This window comes from Ralstonia pickettii, assembly GCF_030582395.1.
Taxonomy (GTDB): Bacteria; Pseudomonadota; Gammaproteobacteria; order Burkholderiales; family Burkholderiaceae; genus Ralstonia; species Ralstonia pickettii_D.
The window spans coordinates 2,653,405-2,678,233 of record NZ_CP104381.1; the positions used below are offsets into that span (position 1 = coordinate 2,653,405).

The following is a 24,829-nucleotide window of genomic DNA, read 5'->3' on the forward strand; positions in this document are numbered from 1 at the left end:
CATCATGGACACCACGCCGGACACCGTCACCATTCTCTACGTCGACGACGAAGTGCAAGCCTGCAAATGGTTTGCCCGCACGATCGGCGTCGGTTACGAGGTGCTGACGGCCAACAGCGTCGAAGAGGCCAAGACCGTGCTGCGCGATTCGCACGAACGCATCAGTGTGGTGTTGACGGACTTCCGCATGCCCGGCGCCGACGGCACCGAACTGCTGCGCTTCATCGATGCGGAATACGGCGATATCGCCACCATTCTGGTCACCGCATATGCCGATAAGGACCTGCTGATCCAGGCTGTCAACACTGGGCGCGTGTTCAAGATCCTGGAGAAACCCTATCAGCCCGAAGACGTCCGGCGCTCGCTGCAGGAGGCGCTGGCCCTGCGCCAGGATCGCCTCTTGCGTACCCAGCGCCTCATGGCAATCGACGAAACGCTGGCCTTTCTTGCGCACGAGTTGAATACGCCGCTGGCGGCCATCTCGAACTTTGCCCGCGGCATCCGCATGCGCGTAGACCAGACGGAGCCGACGCCGGGTGCGCTTCCCGAAATCGGCCGCGCTGCCGACCGCGTGCAGGACAACGCTCGCTACTGCCTCTCGGTGATCGCCACGTTCCTGAACTCCGTGCGCAACACTTACGGCAAGCCGGGCACAGCCGTCACACCCAACAGCGCGGGCGGGCTGATCCGCGCGTTGTTCGATACGTACCCGTTCACGAATGCGCAACGCGAATGGGTGTCGTACCGCGTGGAAGACGACTTCCCGATCCAGACACTGCCGAACTGCGTGATGCTGGTGCTCTCGTCGCTCACGAGCAATGCCCTGCAGGCGCTGCGGCAGACAAATGCGCCGAAGCTTGAAATCGTCGCCGGCCGTGGGCCGGATCCCGGCAACACGCAGCACATGATCCGCATCGAGGACAACGGCCCCGGCATCGCGCCGGACGTTCTCGCACGGCTGACCATCGACCCCGTGACGACGCGCGCCGAAGAAGGCGGCAGCGGCATGGGCATGATTTTTTGTACGCGGATCATGCAATCGTTCGGGGGAGCGATTGCGATTGACTCTGCACCCAGCGCAGGCACGCGCGTGACTCTGACGTTCCCATGACAAAACCACAAGACTTACGAACCAAGCCGCACGTGTTCCGCGCGTTTGCCGTATCGGCTGCATTTGCTATGAGGAGTGACGGATGACCAATCCCGGGGGCCACATGCCCACTAACCCGCCCAAGATCCTGTATGTGGACGATGAGACATTGGCGCTGACTTACTTCGGCCGTGCCATCGGGTCACTGGCGCCGGTCGTCACCGCCACCTCGGTCGAAGAAGGCAAGCGCATGCTCGACCAGCACGCCGCCACACTCGGTGTGCTCGTGTCGGACCAGCGCATGCCCGGTGAACTCGGCAACGAACTGCTGCGCTATGCACGCGAACGCTATCCGCACCTCGTGCGCATTCTGACGACGGCTTACTCCGAGATCGAAGACACGGTGGAGGCTGTCAACCAGGGGCAGATTCACCGCTACATCAAGAAGCCGTGGGACATCACCGCGCTGCGCGTGGAGTTGAAGCAGGCATTGGAGTTCTCCGATCTGCGTCGCGAGCGCGACGCACTGCTACGCGAGAAGATGACCGTGCGCCAAAGCCAGACGCTGACGCATCGCATCGGGGCGCTGCAGACGCTGTACCTAGCGGTATCGGGGCTGTCATCGTTCAGCGCCGTCAACGATTACCTGCGTGCTGCCGCAGCGGTGGGCCTGCAATCGCTGGCACAGCCCGACTGGGCGATGAAGGACTACACCGAATTGGTCGGCGAAGAAAGCCTGCGCACCGGGGAATTCAGCAACGCGGTGCGGCAGGCCTATCTCGACCTGTCGTCGCGCTTTGACAGCAAGCCGGCGACCCAGGCGTTGGAGGTGTTGGCCGAGGTGCTGGACGGCAAGGTCACACCCTCCGGCAGCGATGCTGCGGCGGTGGTCGATCTCACCACCCTGACGGAATTCCTGGAAGCCGCGTCCACGCACAAGGTGTCGGAGGCGCATGCCAAGTGGCTGGCGTTCCTGCTGTGGCTCGATGGCAAGGGTTGGTCACTGACCGCCGAGCGCAACGGCGAGACGGTCAGGCTGGGCCTGCTCGACAACCAGACGCAGCTCACGCCGGATCAACTCGCGGCGTGGATGGAGCATTTCCAAGGTCAGCAGGCCGCCTGAACCGGGCCCGCTGATGGCACGCAACGCCGATGCTTACGCGTCGGCGTTGTCGTTTGAGGCATCGCCATTTGCAGGCCGCTCGGGCCGCTCCGGTCGATCTCGCATGCCGCCCTTCACCATGTCGAAGCGGAACAGGCGGCACTCGATGTTGCCGTTGTACAGCGGCGTACGCTGCGATTCCTTGAGCCGCATCCGACGCGGCATCGAGAGATCGCCAGTGAAGACGAATGCCTTCCAGCCGGCGAATTCACGCTTGAGCGTGCCGGCAAAGGCCTGCGCAAATTCGTTGGCGGCGGCCTCTTCCTCCGGGTCGACCGGGGGCGGTGGCTCGGGCTGGCGCAGTTCGCGCACCGGACGGCGGCCATCGTCGCGCGGGGCACCCATGGCGCGGCTGGCACGCTCGAACACGGTGCCATCCTCCTCGCCCTCGCCTTCCGACCGGCGGCGGCGTGAACCGTGTGCACCGCGCACGGCGATACGCTCACCGTACGGCGGGTTCATCAACAACACGCCGGCTACCTCAAACGGCGGCTTGCCGAAGCGTGCATCGACCTGCTTGAGCACCGGCTCGCCGGGCAGACCGGCGCGCTGCCAATTCGCGGCGGCATAGGCCAGCATATCGGTGGAAATGTCCGCGCCGGCCACCAATGGCGGCGTACGGCGCATGGACGCGGCGGCCGCATCCGCAGCGGCTTCGCGCAGACGCTTGAAGCATTTGGCATCGTGGTCCTGCAACCACTCGCAGGCGAAGGCGCGTTGCCCGCCCGGTGCAATGCCCAGTGCACGTTGTGCAGCTTCGACGAGGAACGTGCCGCTGCCGCACATCGGATCGTAGAACGGCATGCCGTGGGCACCCGTCCAGCCCGTCAGGCGCAGGATGCCGGCGGCGAGGTTCTCCTTCAGCGGCGCCTCGCCCTTTTCCTGGCGCCAGCCGCGCTTGAAGAGCGGCTCGCCGGTGGTATCGAGATAGAGCGTGCAATCGGTCTCGGTCAGGTATGCGTAGATGCGCACGTCCGGCGAGACGGTATCCACGCTGGGGCGCGCGCCCATGCGCTGGCGGAAGCGGTCACACACCCCGTCCTTCACGCGCAGGCCGACAAACTTCAGGCTCTGCAACGGCGATTTGTGCGCGGTCACGTCCACGCGGATCATCTCGTCGGGCGTGAAATAGTCTTCCCAGCGCTGCGCTGCGGCCAGCGCGTAGATATCGTCCTCGGAGCGATACCCGCGCGACCCCAGGCGCATCAGCACGCGGCTGGCAATGCGGCTGTGCAGGTTGACAGCATATGCCGCGCCCTGCATGCCGAAGAAGTGCACGCCGCCCGGTACGGTGCGGCCCACCTCGAACGTGGCCAGCTCATCGACCTCGGGGCGGATGGCGATTTCGGCCAGTTCATCGGCCAGCGCCTGTTCCAGCCCACGGGGGCATGGCGCGAAGTAAGCAGTTGCCATCGGAAAATCAGAAAAAATCAGAATGGCTTCACGACCACCAGGATCGTAATCGCCAGCAACAACAGCACCGGCAGTTCATTGAACCAGCGGTAGAACTTGTGGGAGCGCTTGTTGGCGCCCGCCTCGAACTTGCGCAGCAGCACGCCGCAGCCATGGTGGTATCCGATCGTCACGAGCACCAGCGCGAGCTTTGCGTGCATCCAGCCGTTGGGCGGATACAGTCCAATGCGATAACCCAGGAACAGCCACAGCCCCAGCAGGATCGCGACAATTGCCAGGATGGTCGTAAAGCGGAACAGCTTGCGCGCCATGATCAGCAGGCGCGTGATGGCCGCGCGCTCGGTTTCCATTGCCAGGTTGACGAAGATGCGCGGCAGATAGAACAGCCCGGCAAACCACGACGCAATGAAGACGATGTGAAAGGCTTTGACCCAGAGCATGCGAAGCGTCCCGTAAAAGGCGTGAACCGCGATCGGTAAAAACGTCGCGCCGCTCATGGCGGCGCTTAACGTGCAGCAGTCAATATCAGGTGCGAATCTCGCCGTGCCCGAACACGACGTACTTCAGCGAGGTCAGCCCCTCCAGGCCGACCGGGCCGCGCGCGTGGAGCTTGTCGTTCGAGATCCCGATCTCGGCGCCCAGGCCGTACTCAAAGCCGTCCGCAAATCGCGTGGACGCGTTGATCATCACGCTGGCCGAATCGACCTCGCGCAGGAAGCGCATGCCGGTCGAATAGTTCTCCGTGATGATCGAATCGGTGTGCGCGGAACCGTAGGTATTGATGTGCTCGATGGCGGCATCCAGGCCATCAACGGTGCGTATCGACAGGATCGGGGCGAGGTATTCGGTGTGCCAGTCGGCCTCAACGGCATCCTTCAGATTGCCGAAACCAGCCGCTTCCAGCGTGGCGCGCGTGGCCGGGCACACCCGGAGTTCGACGCCCTTGTCCTGGTAGATCCGTGCCAGCGGCGGCAGCGCGCGTGCGGCCACATCGCGCGACACCAGCAGCGTTTCCATCGTGTTGCACGGCGCATAGCGCTGCGTCTTGGCGTTGTCGCACACGCGCACGGCCTTCTCGATGTCCGCGTCGGCGTCGATATAGACGTGGCAGATGCCGTCCAGGTGCTTGATCATCGGCACCCGTGCTTCTTCGATCAGGCGCGCGATCAAGCTCTTGCCGCCGCGTGGCACGATCACGTCGACATATTCCGTCATGGTGATCAGCTTGCCGACGGCCGCGCGGTCCGTAGTGGCCACAACCTGCACGGCGTTGGCGGGGAGGCCAGCCTCGGCCAGGCCTTCCTCGATGAGCGCCGCCAGCGCGCCGTTCGATTCGATCGCTTCGGAACCGCCGCGCAGAATGGTCGCGTTGCCCGACTTGATGCACAGCGCCGCGGCATCCACCGTCACGTTTGGCCGCGACTCATAGATGATGCCGATCACGCCAAGCGGCACGCGCATCTGGCCGACCTGGATGCCGGTGGGGCGGAACTTCATGTTGCTGATCTCGCCGATCGGGTCGGGCAGCGCAGCGATCTGCTCCAGGCCCGCAGCCATGGTATCGATGGCGCGGTCGGTCAGCGTGAGGCGGTCGATAAAGGCAGCATCCTGGCCGTTGGCGCGGGCACGCTCGACGTCGCGCGCGTTGATCTCTTTGAGCTTGGCGGCATCGCGACGGACAGCGGCCGCAATATGCAACAGCGCGCGGTTCTTTTGCGCGGTGCCGGCGCGGGCCATGCCGCGCGAGGCGGTGCGCGCCTGACGGCCGACCAGGGCCATGTATTCGTTCACGTCGAGCTGCTTCATGATGATCGCGACCGGCGAGCTGCCGGCAAATTCAATGTGAGGACAATTCGGAGGCTTGCGCCGATGGGACGGATCAAGCCGGCACCGGAAGGCTGCCCGGCCGCGCGATGCGCATCGCCAGTTGCAGCAGGCCATCCCACGGCTCGGCGGGCAGCGATGGTTCGCGCAATCCCTTGACCTGCCGATCGAGCTTGGCAGCCATCGAGAGCGCTCCCTCCAGCTCGCGCTGTGACAACCGCTGCGCAGCCTGCGGCACCAGCCGCTCGCGTGGGCCCCACACCCGAAGTTCCCGCAGCATGGACGCCACTGGCTTGCCCTGGGCCGCGCCCGAGGCGATTTTTGATAATACGCGAATTTCTTCCGTCAACGTCCAGAGCACCAGGACGGTGGCCTCGCCCTCGCCGCGCAGGCCTTCGAGCATGCGCACCAGACGCGGCACATCCCCCGCCAACATGGCTTCGGACAGCTTGAACACGTCGTAGCGCGCCACGTTGAGCACCGCATCGTGCACATCGTCGAACGTCAGCACACCGGGCGGATGCAGCAGACCGAGCTTCTGGATTTCCTGATGCGCGGCCAGCAGATTGCCCTCCACACGGTCGGCAATGAACTGGAGGGCACGCCGGCCGGGCTCACCAGGCTCCACACGCTGCTGCTGGCGCGCCAGGCGCTCGCCGATCCAACCAGGCAGCTTGGTGCGATCCACCGAATCGACCTTGATCGACACGCCGGCGCCCTCCAGCGCCGCAAACCACGCCGACTTGGCGGTCGCAAAATCCAGACGCGGCAGCGTGATCAGCGTGACGGTATCGGCGGCCGGCCCGGACGGCGTGCCCGCAGCCAATGCGCGCAGTGCCTCGCCGCCATCCTTGCCGGGCTTGCCCGACGGAATGCGCAGCTCGACGATCTTGCGATCTCCGAACAGCGACATCGACTGCTGCGCCTCGGTCACGCGCGACCACGAGAAACCGCGCTCGACGCTCATCACCTCGCGCTCGGTAAATCCCTGCGCGCGCGCAGCTTGGCGCAAGGCATCCACTGCCTCAAGTGCGAGCAAGTGCTCGTCGCCATGCACCACGTACAGCGGCGCGAGCCCCTTGGCCGTGGCTTGCTTCAGATGACCTTCGAGCGCATCGAGCCGCAATTGCATGGCAAATCTTGACCTGATCCGCCGCTTACGACGGCAGCTTCACGGCGCCCAGACGGCGCACGAGCTGGTTGATCGTATCGCCCTGCATGTCCCGATAGAGCGCCGCTTCTTCGTAGTCCTTGGCGAGCACCTGCGTCTCGTTGTAAGAGAGATCGCGGAACTGCGTGATTTCCGACGGCGGGATCAGCAGGTTGTCGTGCGCATCGCGCAGCTGGAAGCGGAAGCGATACGTGATGCGGTACTCGCGCACCACGCCCTGCGGCGTGAGCGACGAGATGGTCTTCACGCGGTCTTCAGCCAGCACGTCGAGCAGCGCATCAGCGTCTTTCTTGTCCGACACGATGACGGTGTCGGAGCCGTTGTCGATCAACCGACGCAACTGCGCGCGCATCTGCGAGTTCTGCGGCAAATTGATGTACAGCCGCTTGAACGCGAAGTCGGTATTGCCCCGCATGTGGAAACCGCAAGCGGACAGCGCCGGCAGCGCAAGCGCAAGCGCGAGGACAGAGCGGCCAAAGCGACGGCGGGACAAACCTCGGGACAACGACATAACCATGCGTTCCTTGAGTGGGGTGGCCGATCAGGCCACCACGTTCACCAGACGGCCCGGCACTACGATGATCTTCTTGGGCGGTTTGCCTTCAGCAAATTTCTGAACCGCTTCATCCTTGGCGGCAATCGCTTCGATGGCAGCGCGGTCGGCATCGGCCGGCACAACGATGCTGCCGCGCACCTTGCCGTTGACCTGCAGCACAAGTTCGATCTCGCTCTGCACCAGGGCGCCTTCGTCGACCTGCGGCCACGGGGCGTCGAGCAAGTCGCCATACACGCCGGCGTAGCCCAGTTCCGTCCACAGCACGTGCGTGATGTGCGGCACCACCGGATACAGCACGCGCAGCAGCAGCCCCAAACCTTCGCGGCGCGCATCGGCACCGGCATCCTTGGCGCCTTCCAGCGCGTTGAGCATCTTCATCGTCGCCGAGACAACGGTGTTGTACTGCAGACGCTCGTAGTCGTAGTTGGCTTGCTTGAGCACGGTGTACAGCTCGCGGCGCAGCGCGCGATCAGCATCCGTTGCACCCGCCACAACGCCATTGCCGTGACCGGCACGAATGGCGTCACCATGCGCCACGCCAAAGTTCCACAGACGGCGCAGGAAGCGCGAAGCGCCCTCCACGCCGGCGTCGTTCCACTCGAGCTGTTGCTCGGGCGGCGCGGCGAACATCGTGAACAGGCGCGCTGTGTCGGCTCCGTACTGGTCGATCAGCGCTTGCGGGTCGATGCCGTTGTTCTTCGACTTCGACATCTTTTCCACGCCACCGATCACCACCGGCTGGCCGTCGGCCTTGAGCGTGGCGCCCACCGGGCGGCCGCGTTCGTCGGTCTGCACGTCGACGTCGGCCGGGTTGATCCACTGCTTCTTGCCCGACGCATCTTCGCGGTAGTACGTCTCGTTGAGCACCATGCCCTGCGTGAGCAGGTTGGTGAACGGCTCGTCGAATTTGACCAGGCCCAGGTCACGCATGACCTTGGTCCAGAAGCGTGCGTACAGCAGGTGCAGGATCGCGTGCTCGATGCCGCCGATGTACTGGTCCATCGGCATCCAGTAATCGTTGCGGGCATCGACCATGGTCTCGCCGTCCGGGCACGTATAGCGCATGTAGTACCAGCACGAATCGATGAACGTGTCCATCGTGTCGGTCTCGCGGCGCGCGGGCTTGCCGCACGACGGGCACGTGCAATTCAGGAAGCGCGGGTCCTTGGCGAGCGGGTTGCCCGTGCCATCCGGAACGAGGTCTTCGGGCAGGCGCACCGGCAGGTCCTGCTCGGGAACCGGCACGACACCGCAGCTCTCGCAATGGATCAGCGGGATCGGCGTGCCCCAGTAGCGTTGCCGCGAGATACCCCAGTCGCGCAGGCGCCAGGTCGTCTTCTTCTCGCCCAAGCCTAGTGCGGCGAGATCAGCTGCCACGGCATCAACGGCCTGTTGATAGTTCAGGCCGTCGTACTTGCCGCTGTGGAACAGCACGCCGTGTTCCTTGTCGCCGTACCAGTCGGCCCAGGTGGTCGTGTCGTACGGCTGCCCCTTCACGTCGATCACCTGCTTGATGGGCAGGTGGTACTTGTTGGCGAAGGCAAAGTCGCGCTCGTCGTGCGCGGGCACGCCCATCACGGCGCCGTCGCCGTAGGTCATCAGCACGTAATTGCCGACCCACACCGGCACGGATTCGCCTGTAAGCGGGTGCGTGACGTTCAGGCCGGTCGGCATGCCCTTCTTTTCCATGGTCGCCATGTCGGCTTCCATGACGCTGCCGTGCTTGCACTCTTCGATGAACGCGGCGAGCGCCGGGTTGCTCTGCGCGGCGTGCGTAGCAATCGGATGCTCCGCGGCCACGGCGCAGAACGTCACGCCCATGATCGTGTCGGCACGCGTGGTGAAGACGTACAGCTTGCCGTCATTGATCAGCTTGCCGTCGGCATCGGGAATGTTGTGCGGGAAGGCAAAGCGCACACCCTCGCTCTTGCCGATCCAGTTCTGCTGCATCAGCTTGACGCGCTCGGGCCAGCCCAGAGCGTCAAGGTCGGAGAGCAGTTCCTGCGCATACTTCGTTATGCCCAGGTAGTACATCGGGATCTCGCGCTTTTCCACCACCGCACCCGAACGCCAGCCGCGCCCGTCGATCACCTGCTCGTTGGCGAGCACGGTCTGGTCGACCGGGTCCCAGTTCACGGTGCCGGTCTTACGGTAGGCGATGCCCTTTTCGAGCATCTTCAGGAACAGCCACTGGTTCCAGCGGTAGTAGTCGGGGCTGCAGGTCGCCACTTCGCGCGACCAGTCGATCGCCAGGCCCATCGACTGCATCTGCTTCTTCATGTAAGCGATGTTGTCGTACGTCCATGCAGCCGGCGCCACGCCATTGTTCAGCGCCGCGTTTTCCGCCGGCATGCCGAAGGCGTCCCAACCCATCGGCATCAGCACGTTGTATCCCTTCATGCGCAACTGACGCGTCATCACGTCATTGATGGTGTAGTTGCGCACGTGGCCCATGTGCAGCTTGCCCGACGGATACGGCAGCATCGAGCACGCATAGAACTTGGGCTTGTCCGAGCCGTCAGCAGCGCGCGCGTGTTCGGTCACACGGTAGGCATCCAGGGCCTGCCAGTGTTGCTGCGCTTGCTGTTCGACGTCGGACGGGGAGTATTTGTCTTGCATGGTGATGGGTCGCCCGGATGCCCCGGCGATTGCAGCCGCGCCGCCAACGCGCGCAGCCGGATTGAATAACGGAAAAGGCCCGATTATACCGTCGCCACCCGCCCCATCCGGGCGATCGCGAGCAGTGAAAAAGGCGCCGGACAGGCCTGCCAGCGCCTTCTGCCGCCAGCCTGATTACAGGCCGAGCACGTCGTTCATGTCGTACAAGCCCTTCTTGCCAGCCACGTACACTGCAGCGCGCACGGCACCTTCGGCATACGACTGGCGCGTATTGGAGCGATGCGTGATTTCGATGCGCTCGCCGTCGCCGGCAAACAGCACGGTGTGATCGCCCACGATGTCGCCACCACGCACGGTGGCAAAACCAATGGTGCCAAGCTGGCGCGGGCCGGTCTCGCCTTCGCGCGCATAGACCGCTCGATCGGCCAGCTTGGTGCCCTGCGCTTCGGCCACGATCTCGCCCATCTTGAGCGCGGTGCCCGACGGGGCGTCGATCTTGTGCTTGTGATGCGCCTCGATGATTTCGACGTCGTAGCCCTGCGCCAGGATCTTGGCGGCGACTTCGATCAGCTTGAACGTCGCGTTCACGCCCACGCTCATGTTCGGTGCCCACACCACACCGATCGATTCGCCGTAGGTCTTGAAGCTGGCCTTCTGCTCGGCCGTGAAGCCAGTCGTGCCAATCACCACTGCAGTGCCCAACTCACGGGCCACGTTCAAGTGATTGAGCGTTGCATCAGGTCGCGTGAAGTCGATCAGTACATCGGCTTGCGAGAGGCCGGCGCGCACGTCGTCGGTCACAATCACGCCGGTGGTCTTGCCCAGCTTGACGCCGGCATCCTGGCCCACGGCGTCGCTGCCCGGGCGGTCCAGCGCGGCGCCCAGCGTCACGCCGGGCGTGCGCAGTACGGTGTCGATCAGCATCTGGCCCATGCGGCCCGAGGCGCCTGCAATCGCGATTTTCATGTCGGTGGTAGCGAAAAGCTGCAAAAGGAAAACGGTCTGTAAAACGCACAAGCGGCGGAACCCGTCCGCCGCTCGCTCGAAGATGGTGTGCCGAAGCCTGGGCGCTCAGGGCGACGTCGTAGCCGGCGGCGGAACGCTGGTGTCGGTGCCGCCACCGCCCGTACGGCGCTCCGGCAGCGTCACGTCAACACTGTTTTTGGAGCCGGCGGTCGATTGCACGCGGTCAGTCACCTCAGCCGACGGGATCGACGGTGCACGCGCTGCCGGCGCGGCGCCCGCAGCAGCAGCGGCCTGCGCGGCATCCTTCTTCGGGCGCTTGATGCCGTCGATCTCGGAAATCAGCTCCGACTCAGACGGCAGCTCATCGGCGCCCACCCACTTGGCGAGGCGGTCGCCATCAAACCACACCGTCAGCCGGCGCTCCTGCACAACTGACGTATTGCCACGCTTGAAAGAGAAGATGTAATCCCAGCGGTTGGCGTGGAACATGTCCGTCAGCAGCGGGGTACCGAGCACGAAGCGGACCTGGTCACGCGTCATGCCTTCCTTGAGTTGCGCAGCCTGTTCGCGCGAGACGAAGTTGCCTTGCACGATATCGATGCGATACGGCGTGATGGCATTGGCGATCTTGCGCGTGGTGCTGTCATAGGTGCCGCATCCGGCCAGCAACGCCGACGCGGCGAGCACCGCACCCACCAACAAGCCGCCGCGGCGGGCAACGTGGGCAAAACGGACAGGACTGCGCGCAAAAGAAAAGGTCATGAGCGATCGGCCTTCAAACGGTTCCGGACAAACCGGTACGGGAGGAATCGGCGACGACCCAGACACATCGTGCAGGCCGGTCAATAGGACTTTTGCCGCCAAAACCCTTATGATTGGAATATCCGAACATTGTACTCTAGGGAGCCTGGCGCATGCCGAGTCCTGCAGACCTCAAGAACATCGGTCTGAAAGCCACGGTGCCGCGGTTGAAGATCCTCGAGATCTTTCAAACCAGCGAAGAGCGCCACATGAGCGCCGAAGACGTGTACCGCATCCTGCTCGCCGAGCACATGGACATTGGCCTGGCCACCGTCTATCGCGTGCTGACGCAGTTCGAGCAAGCGGGGCTGCTGTCACGCAACAACTTCGAATCCGGCAAGGCGATCTACGAACTCAACGAGGGCAAGCACCACGATCACCTGGTGTGCCTCGATTGCGGCCGCGTGGAAGAATTCTTCGATGCCGAGATCGAGCAGCGCCAGCAGAGCATCGCACGTGCGCGCGGCTTTGCGTTGCAGGAGCACGCGCTCTCGCTCTATGGCAACTGCACGAAGGAAGCCTGCCCGCATCGGCCAAAGCGCTGAAGCGTTGTCACCAAAAGGAAACGGCCGCATCGTCTGCGGCCGTTTTTCATTGGAGCGGCGAGAAGGCAGATGTCAGGCGGACAGCCGCGTCTCGTCCTCCTTTTCTGCGTCGCCCTGGCCGCCCTTTTCGGCCTTGCCATGCTCATTCGCCTGCACAGGCGAATGAGCCAGTGCGCCGGACGCTTGCCCGGTGTATTCGGCCACGACCTGCTTGAAGAGCTGACGCGCCCACACCAGCATTGGATGCGTGTTGCGGCTGCGGTGCCACAGCATGTTCAGGCCCAGCACGGTTTCCAGTTCCGTCGGCAGGGGGAATGCATTGAGGTCGTACATCTTGCAGACCATATCCTTCATCAGCGAATTGACCGTGAAGATCATGTCGGTCTGGGCCGCCACTTCACCCTGGGTGCGCCAGCTATGCACCGTCATGGTCGAACTGCGCTTGAGGCCGCGCTGCTGCAAGGCGTAGTCGAGCGGGATCAGCGACGGCGCGACACGGCTGCCGGGGCTACCCTGCGCGATGAAGATATGCTCGCACTCGAGGTATTGCTCGAGTGTGCACCGGTCACCAAGGATCGGGTGGTCCTTGCGCGCGCAGACCCACAGGTTGAAGGAGGTCACGACCTCTTCCATGATCTCTGGGTGGCGCGTGGGGAATGGCGAGAACGCCAGATCCAACTCATTGGCGCGCATGGCGGCCACATCGGCTTCCCACGAAGAAGACTCGGTCAGACGCACCTGCAATGCCGGCGCCAGTCGCTTGATGCGCAGCAGGAAACGATCGAACAGCGCATCTCCCAGCGTGCCGGCAAAGCTGACGTTGAACGTACCGGTAGCCTCGGCGGGGTCAAACGCGGCGATATCGCCTTCATTGATGGCGGCCCACATGTCGAGCATCTCGCGCACCTTCGGGCCCAGTTCAAGCGCCTTGGGCGTGTGCGTCAGACCGTGCGGCACACGAATGAAGAGGGGATCGTCAAAAATCTCACGCAGACGGCCCAGCGAATGCGAAACAGCCGGTGCGGTCATGTGCATCTTCTCGGCCACGTAGGTGGCGTTGCGCTTACTGAGCAGCTCAACAAAAATCACCAGCAGCTTGGTATCGACGTTGACCATGGGACGCCTTGGCTCGAACACGTTGGAAAACTGGAAAGGCAACCATTGCCGAGGCAACGGGCCGGACGCGACGATAATGCCCGCCACATCACAATGTAGTATTTGTTCAGTGTACGGACTGCAACTCAATTTTCAAAGCGAATTCCTGTAGCCCAAATTCTAGATTTGCTAATTCGCAAACGTTTTCGTTGCAGTCCATAACAAACGTCGATTTGTACCCAACCGACAACGTTTTGCGGAGACACCGCATCCGGACCGCAGCCTATGAAAAAACGCGCCAGAAGGCGCGTTCTCTTTCGACTGCGTACTGGGCTGGATTACTTGCCCACCACACGTGCCATTTCCAGGCACTTGTTCGAATAGCCCCACTCGTTGTCGTACCAGCTCACGACCTTGATGAAGGTGCCGTCCAGTGCGATGCCGGCTTCGGCGTCGAAGATCGAGGTGCGGGCATCGCCGCGGAAATCCGTAGCGACGACCTTGTCTTCGGTGTAGCCGAGCACGCCCTTCAGTGCGCCTTCGCTCTGTGCCTTCATTTCGGCGCAGATTTCAGCGTACGTGGCAGCGCTTTCCAGTTCAACCGTCAGGTCGACGACCGACACATCCGAGGTCGGCACGCGGAACGACATGCCGGTGAGCTTCTTGTTCAGCTGCGGAATCACCACGCCCACGGCCTTGGCGGCACCGGTCGACGACGGGATGATGTTTTCCAGGATGCCGCGGCCGCCGCGCCAGTCCTTGTTGGACGGGCCGTCAACGGTCTTCTGCGTGGCGGTGGCAGCATGCACGGTCGTCATCAGGCCGCGCTTGATGCCCCACTTGTCGTTCAGCACCTTGGCAACCGGTGCCAGGCAGTTGGTCGTGCACGAAGCGTTGGAGATGATTGCCTCGCCCTTGTACGTTTCGTGGTTCACGCCGTACACGAACATCGGGGTGTCGTCCTTCGACGGGGCCGACATGATCACCTTCTTGGCGCCCGCATCGATGTGCTTCTGTGCGCCTTCCTTGGTCAGGAAGATGCCGGTCGATTCGATCACCACGTCGGCGCCCACCTCGCCCCACTTCAGCTCGGACGGATCCTTCACGGCGGTCAGGCGGATCTTCTTGCCGTTGACGACGAGCGTGTTGCCGTCGACCGACACTTCACCGTCGAAGCGGCCGTGCACCGAGTCGTACTTCAGCATGTACGCCAGGTAGTCGGGCTCGAGCAGGTCGTTGATGGCAACAACTTCGATGTCCTTGAAGTTGGCGGCGGCGGCGCGGAACACCATGCGTCCGATGCGGCCGAAGCCGTTGATGCCGATCTTGATGGTCATGGTCAGTCTCCTGATAGCAGAAAAGAAATCGACGATGCGATAAAACCAGCGCGGCACCTCGTGGGTGCCGCGTACGCAAATTCAGTTAAGCAATGACGCTCTTGGCGGTGTTCACCACGTTCTCGACCGTGAAGCCGAAGTGCTTGAACAGCACGCCTGCCGGGGCGGATTCACCGAACGTGTCGATACCGACCACTGCTTGCACCTGGTACTTCCACCAGAAATCGGTCACGCCTGCTTCCACGGCAATGCGCGGCACACCGGCCGGCAGCACGCTCGCCTTGTAGGCCGCGTCCTGTTTATCGAACACGGTGGTGGCGGGCACGGAAACCACGCGCGCGTGGATGCCCTCGGCGGCGAGCTGGTCGGCTGCACCGACCGCCAGGCCGACTTCCGAGCCGGTGGCGATGATGACCACATCCGGCTTGCCGTTGGCGGCATCGCGCAGCACGTAGCCGCCGCGGGCGATGGCTTCGCGCGTGGCCGGGTTGCGCGCCTGGAACGGCAGGTTCTGGCGGCTGAAGATCAGGCAGCTCGGGCCGTTCTGGCGCTCGATGGCAGCGGCCCAGGCGACGGCGGTTTCGGTCGTGTCAGCGGTGCGCCAGACATCCATGTTCGGGATCAGACGCAGGCTGGCAACGTGCTCGATGGATTGGTGCGTCGGGCCGTCTTCGCCCAGGCCGATGGAATCGTGCGTGAAGACGAAGATCGAGCGGATCTTCATCAGCGCGGCCATGCGCAGCGCGTTGCGGCTGTAGTCGGAGAACGTGAGGAACGTGCCGCCGTACGGAATGTAGCCGCCGTGCAGCGCGATGCCGTTCATGATGGCGCTCATGCCGAACTCGCGCACGCCGTAGTTGATGTGGTTGCCCCAGGCATCCACGCGCACGGCCTTGCTGCCGCTCCAGTTGGTCAGGTTCGAACCGGTCAGGTCGGCCGAGCCGCCCAGCAGCTCGCCCAGGACCGGGGCGTAGGCTTCAAGCGTGTTCTGGCTGGCCTTGCGGGTGGCGATGGTCTCGGCCTTGAGTTCGCACTTCTCGATGAACTCGTCGACGGCCTTTTCGAAGCTGGCGGGCAGTTCGCCGCGCATGCGGCGCTCGAATTGTTCGGCTTCGGCGGGGTAGCGGTCGGAATATGCATCGAACAGCGCGTTCCAGGCCTTTTCCAGCGCCTGGCCCTGTCCCTTGGCATCCCAGGCGTCGTACACGGCTTGCGGGACTTCGAACGGGGCGTGCGGCCAAGCCAGCGCTTCGCGCGCAGCGGCGATTTCAACGCCGCCCAGCGGGGCGCCATGCACGTCGTGGCCGCCTTCCTTGTTGGGCGCACCCTTGCCGATGAGCGTGCGGCAGCAGATCAGGGTCGGCTTGTCGGACTTCTTGGCCTCGGCAATGGCGGCGTCCACGGCGTCGACGTTGTGGCCGTCCACGGCGCGGATCACGTTCCAGCCGTAGGCTTCGAAGCGCTTCGGGGTGTCGTCGTTGAACCAGTGGACGACGTCGCCATCGATCGAGATGCCGTTGTCGTCCCACAGCGCGATCAGCTTGTTCAGCTTGAGCGTGCCGGCCAGCGAGCAGGCTTCGTGGCTGATGCCTTCCATCAGGCAGCCGTCGCCCAGGAAGACATAGGTGTGATGGTTGACGATGTCAAAGCCCGGGCGATTGAATTCCTGACCCAGCAGACGTTCAGCCAGGGCCATGCCGACGGCGTTGGTGATGCCTTGGCCGAGCGGGCCGGTGGTGGTTTCCACGCCCGGGGTGATGCCATATTCCGGGTGGCCGGCGGTCTTGCTGTGCAGCTGGCGGAAATTCTTCAGTTCCGACATCGGCAGGTCGTAGCCGGTGAGGTGCAGCAGCGCGTAGATCAGCATCGAGCCGTGGCCGTTGGACAGCACGAAACGGTCACGATCAGGCCAGCGCGGGTTCAGCGGGTTGTGGCGCAGGTGGCGGCTCCACAGTGCCACGGCAATATCCGCCATGCCCATCGGCGCGCCAGGGTGGCCCGAATTGGCTTGCTGGACGGCGTCCATGGCGAGCACGCGAATGGCGTTGGCCATCAACTGGGTAGGCTGGGTGGTGTTCGAGTGGAGGGCGGGGGCGGTCATGCGAACCTGCGGCAGGAGATAGGCGGGAAAACCGCGATTTTACCAGACGGGGATGACCCGGCTGGGGTGATCGCGGTCAGTAAAACGTGCTACGACGTCCCCTCCCCCGCCCGGCTTACCACTCCGCCACGGAACCGTCGGCGTGGCGCCACACGGGGTTGCGCCAATCGGGGGCTTCCTTGCTGCGTTCGATGACCAGCGCCTCGTCGATGTCCACGCCCAGGCCGGGCAGGCGCGGCGGGCGGATGTAGCCGCCTTCCAGAGCGAAATCGGCCTTGTTTCGCACGTAATCGAGCAGTTCGGCGCCCTTGTTGTAATGGATGCCCATGCTCTGCTCCTGCAACGTGGCGTTCCAGCTGACGAAATCCACGTGCAGGCAGGCGGCCAGCGCGATGGGGCCGAGCGGGCAATGCGGCGCCAGCGCCACATCATAGGCCTCGGCCATTGCGGCGATCTTCACGCATTCAGTAATGCCGCCGGCGTGAGACAGGTCCGGCTGCAGGATCGATACCCCGCCCGCTTCCAGCACGCGCTTGAAGTCGAAGCGCGAGAACATGCGCTCTCCCGCGGCGATGGGCAGATGCGTGTGTGCGGCCAGCCGGGCGTAGGTTTCAGCCTGCTCGGCAAGCACCGGTTCTTCGATAAACAGCGGGCGATACGGCTCCAGCTCCTTGATCAGCACCTTGGCCATCGGCGCAGACACGCGACCGTGAAAATCGAGCCCGAATTCGACGGTGTTGCCGAAAGCCGAGCGAATCTCTGCCACCTTCGCCACCGCGGCATCCACGGCGCGCGAGGTGTCGATGATGCCCATCTCTTCGCAGCCGTTGAGCTTGAAGTGGTCGAAGCCGCCGGCCTGCAGCGCCTTCATGCCGGCAATCACGTCGGCCGGGCGATCGCCGCCCACCCAGCTGTAGGTGCGCATCTTGTCGCGCACGAGGCCGCCAAGCAGTTCGTACACCGGCACGCCCAGCACCTTGCCCTTGATGTCCCACAGCGCCTGGTCGATGCCGGCGATGGCGCTCATCAGGATCGGCCCGCCGCGGTAGAAACCCGCGCGGTACATGGTCTGCCAGAGGTCGTTGATGCGGCTCGGGTCTTGGCCGATGAGGTAGTCGGACAGCTCGTGCACCGCCGCTTCCACCGTGCGCGCGCGGCCTTCGATGACGGGTTCGCCCCAGCCGGTGACGCCTTCGTCGGTCTCGACTTTCAGGAACATCCAGCGCGGCGGCAGGCGGTAAGTGGTCAGGCGGGTGATTTTCATGGATGGAATCGATGGTGCGTTCAGGTGCGGTCGGATTGGGCGCTGCGGTACGCGGTGACGAAGGCGCGCGCGCGTTCGGCGGTGCGCTCGACGGGCTGGCCCGGGCGATACAGGTCGCTGCCAAGCCCGGCGCCGATGCAGCCGGCGGCAAGGTAATCGACGAGGTTCTCCGGCGTGATGCCACCGACGGCAAACACCGGCACCTCGGCGGGCAGCACGGCCTTGAGCGCGCGCACGTAGCCCGGGCCGAGCGCGCCCGCCGGGAAGATCTTCAGCGCCTGCGCGCCCGCGTCGAGCGCGGCAAAAGCCTCGGTGGCGGTCATGCACCCGATGCAGGTGACGAGCTTGCGTGCAGCGGCGGCGCGGATCACGTCTGCATTCGTATTGGGCGTCACGACCAGCTTGCCGCCCGCCGCGACCATCAGGTCAACGTCTTCGGGGCGCAGCACGGTGCCTGCGCCGATCAAGGCGCGGTCACCGAAGGCGCGCGCGGCAAGTTGCACGCTCTGCGCCCAGTCGGGCGAGTTGAGCGGAATCTCGATGGCATCGAAACCCGCATCGACCAGCGCCTGCGTGTGCGCGAGCACCTCGTCAGGCCGGATGCCGCGCAGGATGGCGATCAGCGGAAGGTGGGTTGTCCAGGTCATTCGTGATAAAGCTGCGAGCGCCCGCCATCGATGAGGATGTCGGTCGCGTTGATGAAACGCGCCTCGTCGGAAGCGAGGAACAGCGCGGTGTAGGCCACTTCTTCGGGCTCGCCGATGCGCTTGCACGGCAGCAGTTCAGCCTGGCGGCGGCGTTCCGCTTCCGGATCGGGAGCGGCGGCAAAGCCCGCCTCGGCAATCGGCGTGAGGATCAATCCTGGCGAAATCGAATTGACGCGGATTCCGCGCGCCGCATATTCGATGCCCAGCGCCCGCGTGAGGCCGATCAGCCCATGCTTGGCCACCGGATACGGAAACGCGCCGGGAATGATCTTGTGCCCATGCACCGAGGCAATGTTCACGATGCTGCCCGCCCCGCGCGCCAGCATGTGCGGCAGTACGGCGCGCGCGCAGTGCCACGCGCCTTCCAGATCGACGGAAAGGCAGCGCGCCCAGTCGTCCTCGCTCAACTTGAGCGGATCGGAAAATACGTTGATGCCGGCGTTGTTGACCAGCACGTCGATGCCGCCAAAGCGCTCGACGCCGGCAGCGACCATCGCGTCGATCTGCGCGCGATCGCGTACGTCGGCTTGCACGAGGAGGATGTTGTCGCCGTTGCCAACGCTGCTGCCAATTTCGCCGGCAAAGGCTTCGGCGCGCGCGTCACGCACCAGCGCGTTGACGATCACGCGCGCGCCGTGCTGGGCGAACAGCTTGGCGATCGCGCCGCCAATGCCTTGCGTGGCACCGGTTACCAGCGCGACCTTGCCAGCGAGGCGTGGCGGAAAAGACGTCGGAAAAGCAGTCATGCGTCGGGTCGATTCACGGTGAATTGATAGCTGCGCTGCAGGCTCTGCCCGGTGCCGAGAATGGTCAGGCCGTGGTCTTGCGGCAAGCCCGGCAGGTTGTGCGCATTGATGGCGTGGTCAACCGGCTCGAAGCAGAAGAAGTCGTACGCAACCGGCGTGTACAACACATAGCGCGACGTATCTGCGGTGATGCTCACAGACACGCGGCGGCTGGGCCAGACGATCTCGGCGCGGCCATCCCAGCCTTCGAAGCTGTGATTGATGGCGGCGCTGGGGTCCAGCTTCCGCAGCTTGCGAAAGTCTGCATCTGCAGATGGCGCATTCAGGACCGTCGGCAGATTGTCCGGCGCGGATTGCCACATGGCCGTGGCTCCCGCGCGCAACTGGACATCGGGCGTTCGGGGGAAAAACGGATGCACGCCCAGCCCGAATGGCAGCGGGGAGCCTTCGTTGCGTACCGTCAGCGCGATATTCAGCGTGTTGCCCGCAAGCGCGTAGCGCTGCAACGCGAGATAGCGGAACGGGCGGCCGTGATCGACCATCGCAGCGAGTTCAACCGACGTGGCTGTCTGCGAGACTGGGTGCCACGGCATCAGCCAGCCGTGACCATGCAGCGGAAACGGCTCGTCGCCAAGCGTGCGCGGCACTTCGATGGTCCGCCCCCGGAACGGGAACCGCCCGCCGCCGATGCGGTTGGACCACGGCACCAGCGGAAAACAGGCGAGCGCTCTCGGATCGTGCAGCGCGGCTTCTGCTGTCCCCGGCCGGAAGATCGGCGCGACATCGCCGTCATGCAGCAGATCGAAACGCAGCAAGCCGCCACCGGCTTCTGGCAATACCTCGGCGCGTAGCGTGCCGTTTTCAAGCTGCAACGTAGGCATGGCCGAACCGGCCCTCCGGCAATCCGCGTACGTTGGCCACGGCAAGCTGCAAGGTCGCGCCTGCATTCACGTCTTCTGCGAGGCGATGCAGAGGCAAACCATCGCGCGCCGTCGTCAGATACAGCGTGTCGAGCGCCCCGCCGCCAAATGCCGGGCACGTGGGCTGCGATGCCGGCACGGACATGCGCGCCAGCACGCGACCATCGGGTGCGTACCGCGTCAGTCGGTTGCCGCCCCACTCTGCGTTCCACAGGCAGCCGTCTGCGTCGACAGTCGAGCCATCGGGCGAGCCTTTGTGGGCGCCATCGGCATCCTGGTCGCGCAGATCGGCGAAGACGCGGATATTGGCGACTTGGCCGGTCTGCCCGTCGTAATCGCACGCGTGGATGCGCCGGCTCCTCGTATCGCACCAATACAGGGTCGCACCGTCCGGGCTGAAGGCGATGCTGTTGGCAATGGCGATGTGCGGCAGCGCAAGGCGTTGCAGCGTGCCCACGGGCGTGAACCGATAGAAGCTGCCGGTCGGTTCCGGGCCGCCTTCGTGCATGGTGCCGAAGACGTAGTTTCCGGAGCGGTCGGCACGGCCGTCATTGACGCGCGTGGTCGGGTTGTCGGGCTCGACGTCAGCCAGCAGCGTGAGCGCGCCGGTGCGCGTGTCGAAGCGGGCGATGTTTTTGGCAAGGCCCAGGATCAGCACGCCGGGCTCGTCCGTCAGCACGAAAGAGCCGATGCGTTGCGGCAGCGGCCATTGACGCTCCTGCCCCGTTGCCGGATCGTGCTGCCACAGCAGAGACTCCTGGATGTCGGTCCACCAGAGTACGCGTTGGGCGTTGTCCCAGACAATGCCTTCGCCCAGCGTACAGCGCAGATCGGAGAGCGCAGTTGCGGTTGTCATCGGCGCAGCCTCACTCGCGGCCGCCGCGGTTCTTCAACTGGTCGACCAGCACAGCCGCCAGCAGAATCGCGCCGCGCACGAGATACTGATAGAACGCGTCGATGTTCAGCAGGTTCATCGCGTTCTGCACGGTGCCCATGATGAGCACGCCGACCAGCACCCCGCTGATGGTCGCGCGGCCGCCCAGGAGCGACACGCCGCCCAGCACGCAGGCTGAGATCACGTTCAACTCAAAGCCTTGCGCCGCATTCGGCTGGCCGCTGGTGATGCGCGCCGCCAGAATCACGCCGGCCAGCGCGGCAATCACGCCTTGGATCAGGAAGATGACGATGCGCGTCATGTTGACGTTCACGCCGGCCAGCCGCGCCGCTTCAGGGTTGCCGCCGATCGCCAGCGTATTGCGGCCGTAGATCGTCTTGTTGAGCAGGACACCAAACACGACGAAGCACAGCGCCGCGACCCACACCGGCGTCGGCACACCAAAAAAGATGGTGTTGCCGAGGTCGAAGAAATCCATGTCGGACACGCCCACCGCCTGCCCATGCGAGGCGATGAAGGCGAGGCCGCGCACGATTTCCATCGTGGCCAGCGTGGTGATCAGCGCATTGATCTTCAGCTTGGCGATCACGAAACCATTGATGCCGCCGATGATCGCGCCTGCCACCAGGCTGGCGCCAATGCCGAGTGCAATGCTGCCGGTCGCGTTGATGATCATCGCGCAGAGCACGCCGGCAAACGCCACCGTGGAGCCGATGGACAGATCGAAATCACGCGACGCCAGACAGAACATCATCGTGCAGGCGACCATGCCGATCTGCGAGACCGACAGCGCAAGGCCGACCATGTTCTGCCACGAGAAGAAATACTCGACCGAGAACGACAGCGCGGCAAAGAGAATGGCGAAGATCAGCGGCAGGCTGAAATCGTCCAGCAGGCGAAGCAGGCGCGTCTTGTTCATGGCCGCAGTTTTGCTAGTGGGTGCCGATGCGGCGACGGCATCGGAATGTTGCAGGGGTTGGGACTGGGACATCTTGAACTCCGGGGTTCTCAGGCAGCCAGCGGCGGCTGCGGTGCAGATGGCAGCGGCGCAGATTCAGGTCGCAGTGCGAGCTTGAGCACGGCCTGCTCATTGGCCTGTTCGCGCGGCAATTCGCCGGCGATGCGGCCTTCGCTCATCACGAGCACGCGGTCGGCCACACCGAGGATTTCCGGCAGCTCGCTGGAAATCATCAGCACGGCCACGCCGCGTTCGGCCAGCTCATACAGCACCTGGTAGATCTCGTTCTTGGCGCCGACGTCGATACCGCGCGTCGGCTCGTCGATGATGAGCACGCGCATATCGTCTTCCGCCAGCCAACGCGCCAGGATCGCCTTCTGCTGGTTGCCGCCCGACAGCAGGCGGATCGGCTGCTCGCGGTTGGGTGTCTTGATGCGCAGGCGCGTGATGTAGTGATCGGCCGTCTTCGCTTCCTGCCGGTCGTTGACGAACAGTCCGAAGCGACGCTGGTTGCGCCGGCAGCTGATGTTGATGTTTTCCGACACCGAGCGGCAGCCGATGATGCCTTCTTCCTTGCGGTCTTCCGGGCACAGCACGATGCCCTGGCGGATGGCATCGGCCACGTCGCGGATGCGGATTGGCGCGCCGTCGAGCGTAAGACTGCCGCCCGTCTTGCGATCAGCGCCGTAAATCAATCGCGCGAGTTCCGAACGCCCCGCGCCCACCAGCCCGAACAGACCGACGATCTCGCCACGGCGTACGGACAGGCTTGCCGGCTCGGCCAGCTTCGGGCCCATCAGGCCATCCACTTGCAGGCGCACGTCGCCCAGCGGCCGTGCGCGGTAATCGAAGATGTCGTCGATCTGGCGGCCGACCATCTGCGCGACCAGTTCGTCGCGCGTGACGTTGGCCATCGACGGGAAATCCGCCACCTTGCGGCCGTCGCGGAAGATCGTGCAGCCATCGCACAGCTCGAAAATCTCATCGAGCCGGTGCGAGATGTAGATCAGCGCACGCCCCTGCGCGCGCAGGTCTTTCACGAGGCGGAACAGGATGTCGGTCTCGCGGATCGACAGCGAACTCGTCGGCTCGTCCAGCGCAATCACACGCGCATCGCGCAGGATCGCCTTGCAGATCTCGACCATCTGGCGCTGGCCGATCGACAGGTGCTTCAGCTTGGCGCGCGGGTCCAGGTCGACGCCGATGCGGCCGAGCTGCTCGCGCGTCCAGGCCATCGCCTCGCGCTGACGGATGAACCCGCCGCTCGCCGGCAGGTGGCCCAGCAGCAGGTTGTCCATCACCGTCAGCTCGGGCACCGTCTGCAGCTCCTGGTGGATGACGGCAATGCCGGCATCCAGCGCCGCCCGCGTGGTCGGGAACGCCGTCGGCTTTCCCTCCACGACGATCTGCCCGCCATCGGGCTGGTAGTCGCCGCCCAGAATCTTCAACAGCGTCGACTTGCCCGCGCCGTTCTCGCCCAGCAACCCGTGCACGCGACCGCATTCGATGCCAAACGACACATCGGACAGCGCCCGCACACCCGGAAACACCTTGCTGATGCCACGAAACTCAAGAAACGCCGACATGGCAAGCCTCCTTCAACAACGTCATCCGCAAGATCACAGACCCATCTCTTGGCGGACGGCCTTTTCGTTGTCGCGCGTCATCAGGCGGCCGCTGGTCAGGATGAGCGGGTCCGGCGCCTTGTTGTTCTTGATCCACTCGTACATGTTGAGCGAGGTTTCATAGCCGTGGCGCTTCGGGCTGATCAGCACGGTGCCGAAGAAGCCGGTCTTCTCGGGCTTGGCGAACTCGTTGAGCGCCGACTGGCTGCCGCCGATACCTACCCCGATGATGTCCGCCGGCTTCACGCCGTGGCCTTCCGCTGCGCGCACGGCACCGAGCACAGCTTCGTCATTCAGGCCGAAGGCGATCCAGTGTTTGAACTTCGGGTTCTTGGTCAGGGTGATGTTGGCGGCGTTGAAGGCGGCTTCGGTATCCGTCTTGGCCTGCGGGCTGGTCAGCACGTTAGCGGCCGGGAAGCCCGCCTTGCTGAGCGCGGCGACTGCACCGTCGGTGCGTTCCTTGGCGGTCGGTAGCTGGTCATAGGCGATGCGGATGGCGCCGACCTCCGACAGGTTCCAGCCGCGCTTCTTCATCTCTTGCGCGATGGCATCGCCCACCTGCTCGCCGATCTTCGTGGCCGAGATGCCCATGTGCGGCACGGCTTCGATGGGCTTGCCGCCGCCATCCACCAAACGGTCATCCACCGTCATCAGCTTGAGGTTGTTCTGCTTGGCCTTGGCCACGACTGCAGGTCCGAGCTTCACGTCGGGCACGCAGATCACGAAACCCTGCGCGTGCTGCGCGCCCAGGTTGTCGATGGCCGTCAGCACTTCGCCGCCGCTGGGCACGCCGATCTTCACCAGCTTGAAGCCCTTCTCCTTGGCGGCCTGGTCTGCGAACTTCCACTCATCCTGGAACCACGGCTCTTCGGGCTGCTTGACCAGGAAGCCGATCTTCACGTCATCGGCTGCATGGGCAAACACTGTAAGGCCGCCGGCCATGGCGAGCAGCGTGGCAGCCGCAATGGCCTTGAATGTTCCGCGTCGTTGTTGTTGCATGTTTGTCTCCTTGCGATGCCGTCATTGCGGCATCT

22 protein-coding genes are annotated in these 24,829 nt (G+C 64.2%); 3 read left to right on the plus strand and 19 right to left on the minus strand.

What is annotated here, in order from left to right; translation table 11 throughout:
- The first annotated feature begins 4 nt into the window (after nt 1–4).
- Nucleotides 5–1,111, plus strand: coding sequence for a two-component system hybrid sensor histidine kinase/response regulator PhcR (gene phcR / locus N5B55_RS12855; protein ID WP_304538374.1), 1,107 nt, complete (start codon nt 5–7; stop codon nt 1,109–1,111).
- A gap of 82 nt (nt 1,112–1,193) precedes the next feature.
- Entirely contained in the window at nt 1,194–2,213 is a 1,020-nt protein-coding gene (locus N5B55_RS12860; protein WP_304538375.1) for a response regulator, read from the plus strand.
- A gap of 33 nt (nt 2,214–2,246) precedes the next feature.
- Here N5B55_RS12860 and N5B55_RS12865 read toward each other — a convergent pair whose 3' ends face one another.
- The 8 genes from N5B55_RS12865 to N5B55_RS12900 form a co-directional block, all read right to left on the minus strand.
- The gene (locus N5B55_RS12865) at nt 2,247–3,665 is read right to left on the minus strand and encodes a THUMP domain-containing class I SAM-dependent RNA methyltransferase (RefSeq protein ID WP_304538376.1); all 1,419 of its coding nucleotides are present in this window, start codon (nt 3,663–3,665) and stop codon (nt 2,247–2,249) included.
- Nucleotides 3,666–3,682: 17 nt separating this feature from the next.
- On the minus strand, nt 3,683–4,105 hold the full coding sequence (locus tag N5B55_RS12870) for a CopD family protein (RefSeq protein ID WP_009277382.1): 423 nt from the start codon (nt 4,103–4,105) through the stop codon (nt 3,683–3,685).
- 85 nt (nt 4,106–4,190) lie between these two features.
- Nucleotides 4,191–5,471, minus strand: a complete 1,281-nt coding sequence (locus N5B55_RS12875) for a glutamate-5-semialdehyde dehydrogenase (protein ID WP_154209051.1) — start codon at nt 5,469–5,471, stop codon at nt 4,191–4,193.
- A gap of 73 nt (nt 5,472–5,544) precedes the next feature.
- A complete protein-coding gene (gene holA / locus N5B55_RS12880; RefSeq protein WP_012762888.1) occupies nt 5,545–6,621 on the minus strand; it encodes a DNA polymerase III subunit delta in 1,077 nt (358 codons plus the stop codon).
- Nucleotides 6,622–6,646: 25 nt separating this feature from the next.
- Nucleotides 6,647–7,171, minus strand: coding sequence for an LPS-assembly lipoprotein LptE (locus N5B55_RS12885; RefSeq protein WP_012762889.1), 525 nt, complete (start codon nt 7,169–7,171; stop codon nt 6,647–6,649).
- Between the two features lie 30 nt (nt 7,172–7,201).
- Nucleotides 7,202–9,835, minus strand: a complete 2,634-nt coding sequence (gene leuS / locus N5B55_RS12890; protein WP_304538377.1) for a leucine--tRNA ligase — start codon at nt 9,833–9,835, stop codon at nt 7,202–7,204.
- A gap of 174 nt (nt 9,836–10,009) precedes the next feature.
- Nucleotides 10,010–10,801 (minus strand): 4-hydroxy-tetrahydrodipicolinate reductase, encoded by a 792-nt coding sequence (gene dapB, locus N5B55_RS12895; protein ID WP_012762891.1) that lies wholly within the window; start codon nt 10,799–10,801, stop codon nt 10,010–10,012.
- Between the two features lie 105 nt (nt 10,802–10,906).
- Nucleotides 10,907–11,563: an outer membrane protein assembly factor BamE gene (locus N5B55_RS12900; protein WP_009241507.1), complete on the minus strand. Its 657-nt coding sequence runs from the start codon at nt 11,561–11,563 to the stop codon at nt 10,907–10,909.
- Nucleotides 11,564–11,715: 152 nt separating this feature from the next.
- On the opposite strand from N5B55_RS12900, the gene fur reads away from it, so the two are divergent.
- Nucleotides 11,716–12,147, plus strand: coding sequence for a ferric iron uptake transcriptional regulator (fur, locus tag N5B55_RS12905; RefSeq protein WP_004632868.1), 432 nt, complete (start codon nt 11,716–11,718; stop codon nt 12,145–12,147).
- Nucleotides 12,148–12,219: 72 nt separating this feature from the next.
- Here the strand turns inward: fur and N5B55_RS12910 are convergent, their stop codons facing one another.
- The 11 genes from N5B55_RS12910 to N5B55_RS12960 form a co-directional block, all read right to left on the minus strand.
- Nucleotides 12,220–13,263 carry a LysR family transcriptional regulator gene (locus N5B55_RS12910; protein WP_304538378.1) on the minus strand — a complete coding sequence of 348 codons (1,044 nt, stop codon included), beginning with the start codon at nt 13,261–13,263 and terminating at the stop codon, nt 12,220–12,222.
- Nucleotides 13,264–13,580: 317 nt separating this feature from the next.
- Nucleotides 13,581–14,579 (minus strand): type I glyceraldehyde-3-phosphate dehydrogenase, encoded by a 999-nt coding sequence (gene gap / locus N5B55_RS12915; RefSeq protein ID WP_009241512.1) that lies wholly within the window; start codon nt 14,577–14,579, stop codon nt 13,581–13,583.
- Nucleotides 14,580–14,664: 85 nt separating this feature from the next.
- On the minus strand, nt 14,665–16,680 hold the full coding sequence (gene tkt / locus N5B55_RS12920) for a transketolase (protein ID WP_304538379.1): 2,016 nt from the start codon (nt 16,678–16,680) through the stop codon (nt 14,665–14,667).
- Between the two features lie 115 nt (nt 16,681–16,795).
- Complete coding sequence (gene dgoD, locus N5B55_RS12925; protein ID WP_012762895.1) at nt 16,796–17,944, minus strand: galactonate dehydratase; 1,149 nt, start codon at nt 17,942–17,944, stop codon at nt 16,796–16,798.
- Between the two features lie 20 nt (nt 17,945–17,964).
- Nucleotides 17,965–18,591 carry a 2-dehydro-3-deoxy-6-phosphogalactonate aldolase gene (locus N5B55_RS12930; protein WP_065859695.1) on the minus strand — a complete coding sequence of 209 codons (627 nt, stop codon included), beginning with the start codon at nt 18,589–18,591 and terminating at the stop codon, nt 17,965–17,967.
- Nucleotides 18,588–19,397, minus strand: coding sequence for an SDR family oxidoreductase (locus tag N5B55_RS12935; protein ID WP_304538380.1), 810 nt, complete (start codon nt 19,395–19,397; stop codon nt 18,588–18,590). The genes N5B55_RS12930 and N5B55_RS12935 overlap by 4 nt, the downstream gene beginning before the upstream one ends.
- Nucleotides 19,394–20,278 (minus strand): aldose 1-epimerase, encoded by an 885-nt coding sequence (locus N5B55_RS12940; protein ID WP_178960677.1) that lies wholly within the window; start codon nt 20,276–20,278, stop codon nt 19,394–19,396. The genes N5B55_RS12935 and N5B55_RS12940 overlap by 4 nt, the downstream gene beginning before the upstream one ends.
- A complete protein-coding gene (locus N5B55_RS12945) occupies nt 20,259–21,173 on the minus strand; it encodes an SMP-30/gluconolactonase/LRE family protein (RefSeq protein WP_304538381.1) in 915 nt (304 codons plus the stop codon). Before N5B55_RS12945 ends, N5B55_RS12940 begins: the two co-directional genes overlap by 20 nt.
- A gap of 10 nt (nt 21,174–21,183) precedes the next feature.
- A complete protein-coding gene (gene araH, locus N5B55_RS12950; RefSeq protein WP_065859699.1) occupies nt 21,184–22,203 on the minus strand; it encodes an L-arabinose ABC transporter permease AraH in 1,020 nt (339 codons plus the stop codon).
- A 17-nt stretch (nt 22,204–22,220) separates the two neighbouring features.
- Nucleotides 22,221–23,756 carry an L-arabinose ABC transporter ATP-binding protein AraG gene (gene araG / locus N5B55_RS12955; protein WP_178960680.1) on the minus strand — a complete coding sequence of 512 codons (1,536 nt, stop codon included), beginning with the start codon at nt 23,754–23,756 and terminating at the stop codon, nt 22,221–22,223.
- A 33-nt stretch (nt 23,757–23,789) separates the two neighbouring features.
- On the minus strand, nt 23,790–24,794 hold the full coding sequence (locus N5B55_RS12960; protein ID WP_369812406.1) for an arabinose ABC transporter substrate-binding protein: 1,005 nt from the start codon (nt 24,792–24,794) through the stop codon (nt 23,790–23,792).
- Nucleotides 24,795–24,829 lie beyond the last annotated feature (35 nt).

Excerpts from the sequence above, each read along its gene's own strand:
- phcR (WP_304538374.1), top strand. The coding sequence starts at position 5 with ATGGACACCACGCCGGACACCGTCACCATTCTCTACGTCGACGACGAA.
- N5B55_RS12860 (WP_304538375.1), top strand. The coding sequence starts at position 1,194 with ATGACCAATCCCGGGGGCCACATGCCCACTAACCCGCCCAAGATCCTG.
- N5B55_RS12865 (WP_304538376.1), bottom strand. The coding sequence starts at position 3,665 with ATGGCAACTGCTTACTTCGCGCCATGCCCCCGTGGGCTGGAACAGGCG.
- N5B55_RS12870 (WP_009277382.1), bottom strand. The coding sequence starts at position 4,105 with ATGCTCTGGGTCAAAGCCTTTCACATCGTCTTCATTGCGTCGTGGTTT.
- N5B55_RS12875 (WP_154209051.1), bottom strand. The coding sequence starts at position 5,471 with ATGAAGCAGCTCGACGTGAACGAATACATGGCCCTGGTCGGCCGTCAG.
- holA (WP_012762888.1), bottom strand. The coding sequence starts at position 6,621 with ATGCAATTGCGGCTCGATGCGCTCGAAGGTCATCTGAAGCAAGCCACG.
- N5B55_RS12885 (WP_012762889.1), bottom strand. The coding sequence starts at position 7,171 with ATGTCGTTGTCCCGAGGTTTGTCCCGCCGTCGCTTTGGCCGCTCTGTC.
- leuS (WP_304538377.1), bottom strand. The coding sequence starts at position 9,835 with ATGCAAGACAAATACTCCCCGTCCGACGTCGAACAGCAAGCGCAGCAA.
- dapB (WP_012762891.1), bottom strand. The coding sequence starts at position 10,801 with ATGAAAATCGCGATTGCAGGCGCCTCGGGCCGCATGGGCCAGATGCTG.
- N5B55_RS12900 (WP_009241507.1), bottom strand. The coding sequence starts at position 11,563 with ATGACCTTTTCTTTTGCGCGCAGTCCTGTCCGTTTTGCCCACGTTGCC.
- fur (WP_004632868.1), top strand. The coding sequence starts at position 11,716 with ATGCCGAGTCCTGCAGACCTCAAGAACATCGGTCTGAAAGCCACGGTG.
- N5B55_RS12910 (WP_304538378.1), bottom strand. The coding sequence starts at position 13,263 with ATGGTCAACGTCGATACCAAGCTGCTGGTGATTTTTGTTGAGCTGCTC.
- gap (WP_009241512.1), bottom strand. The coding sequence starts at position 14,579 with ATGACCATCAAGATCGGCATCAACGGCTTCGGCCGCATCGGACGCATG.
- tkt (WP_304538379.1), bottom strand. The coding sequence starts at position 16,680 with ATGACCGCCCCCGCCCTCCACTCGAACACCACCCAGCCTACCCAGTTG.
- dgoD (WP_012762895.1), bottom strand. The coding sequence starts at position 17,944 with ATGAAAATCACCCGCCTGACCACTTACCGCCTGCCGCCGCGCTGGATG.
- N5B55_RS12930 (WP_065859695.1), bottom strand. The coding sequence starts at position 18,591 with ATGACCTGGACAACCCACCTTCCGCTGATCGCCATCCTGCGCGGCATC.
- N5B55_RS12935 (WP_304538380.1), bottom strand. The coding sequence starts at position 19,397 with ATGACTGCTTTTCCGACGTCTTTTCCGCCACGCCTCGCTGGCAAGGTC.
- N5B55_RS12940 (WP_178960677.1), bottom strand. The coding sequence starts at position 20,278 with ATGCCTACGTTGCAGCTTGAAAACGGCACGCTACGCGCCGAGGTATTG.
- N5B55_RS12945 (WP_304538381.1), bottom strand. The coding sequence starts at position 21,173 with ATGACAACCGCAACTGCGCTCTCCGATCTGCGCTGTACGCTGGGCGAA.
- araH (WP_065859699.1), bottom strand. The coding sequence starts at position 22,203 with ATGTCCCAGTCCCAACCCCTGCAACATTCCGATGCCGTCGCCGCATCG.
- araG (WP_178960680.1), bottom strand. The coding sequence starts at position 23,756 with ATGTCGGCGTTTCTTGAGTTTCGTGGCATCAGCAAGGTGTTTCCGGGT.
- N5B55_RS12960 (WP_369812406.1), bottom strand. The coding sequence starts at position 24,794 with ATGCAACAACAACGACGCGGAACATTCAAGGCCATTGCGGCTGCCACG.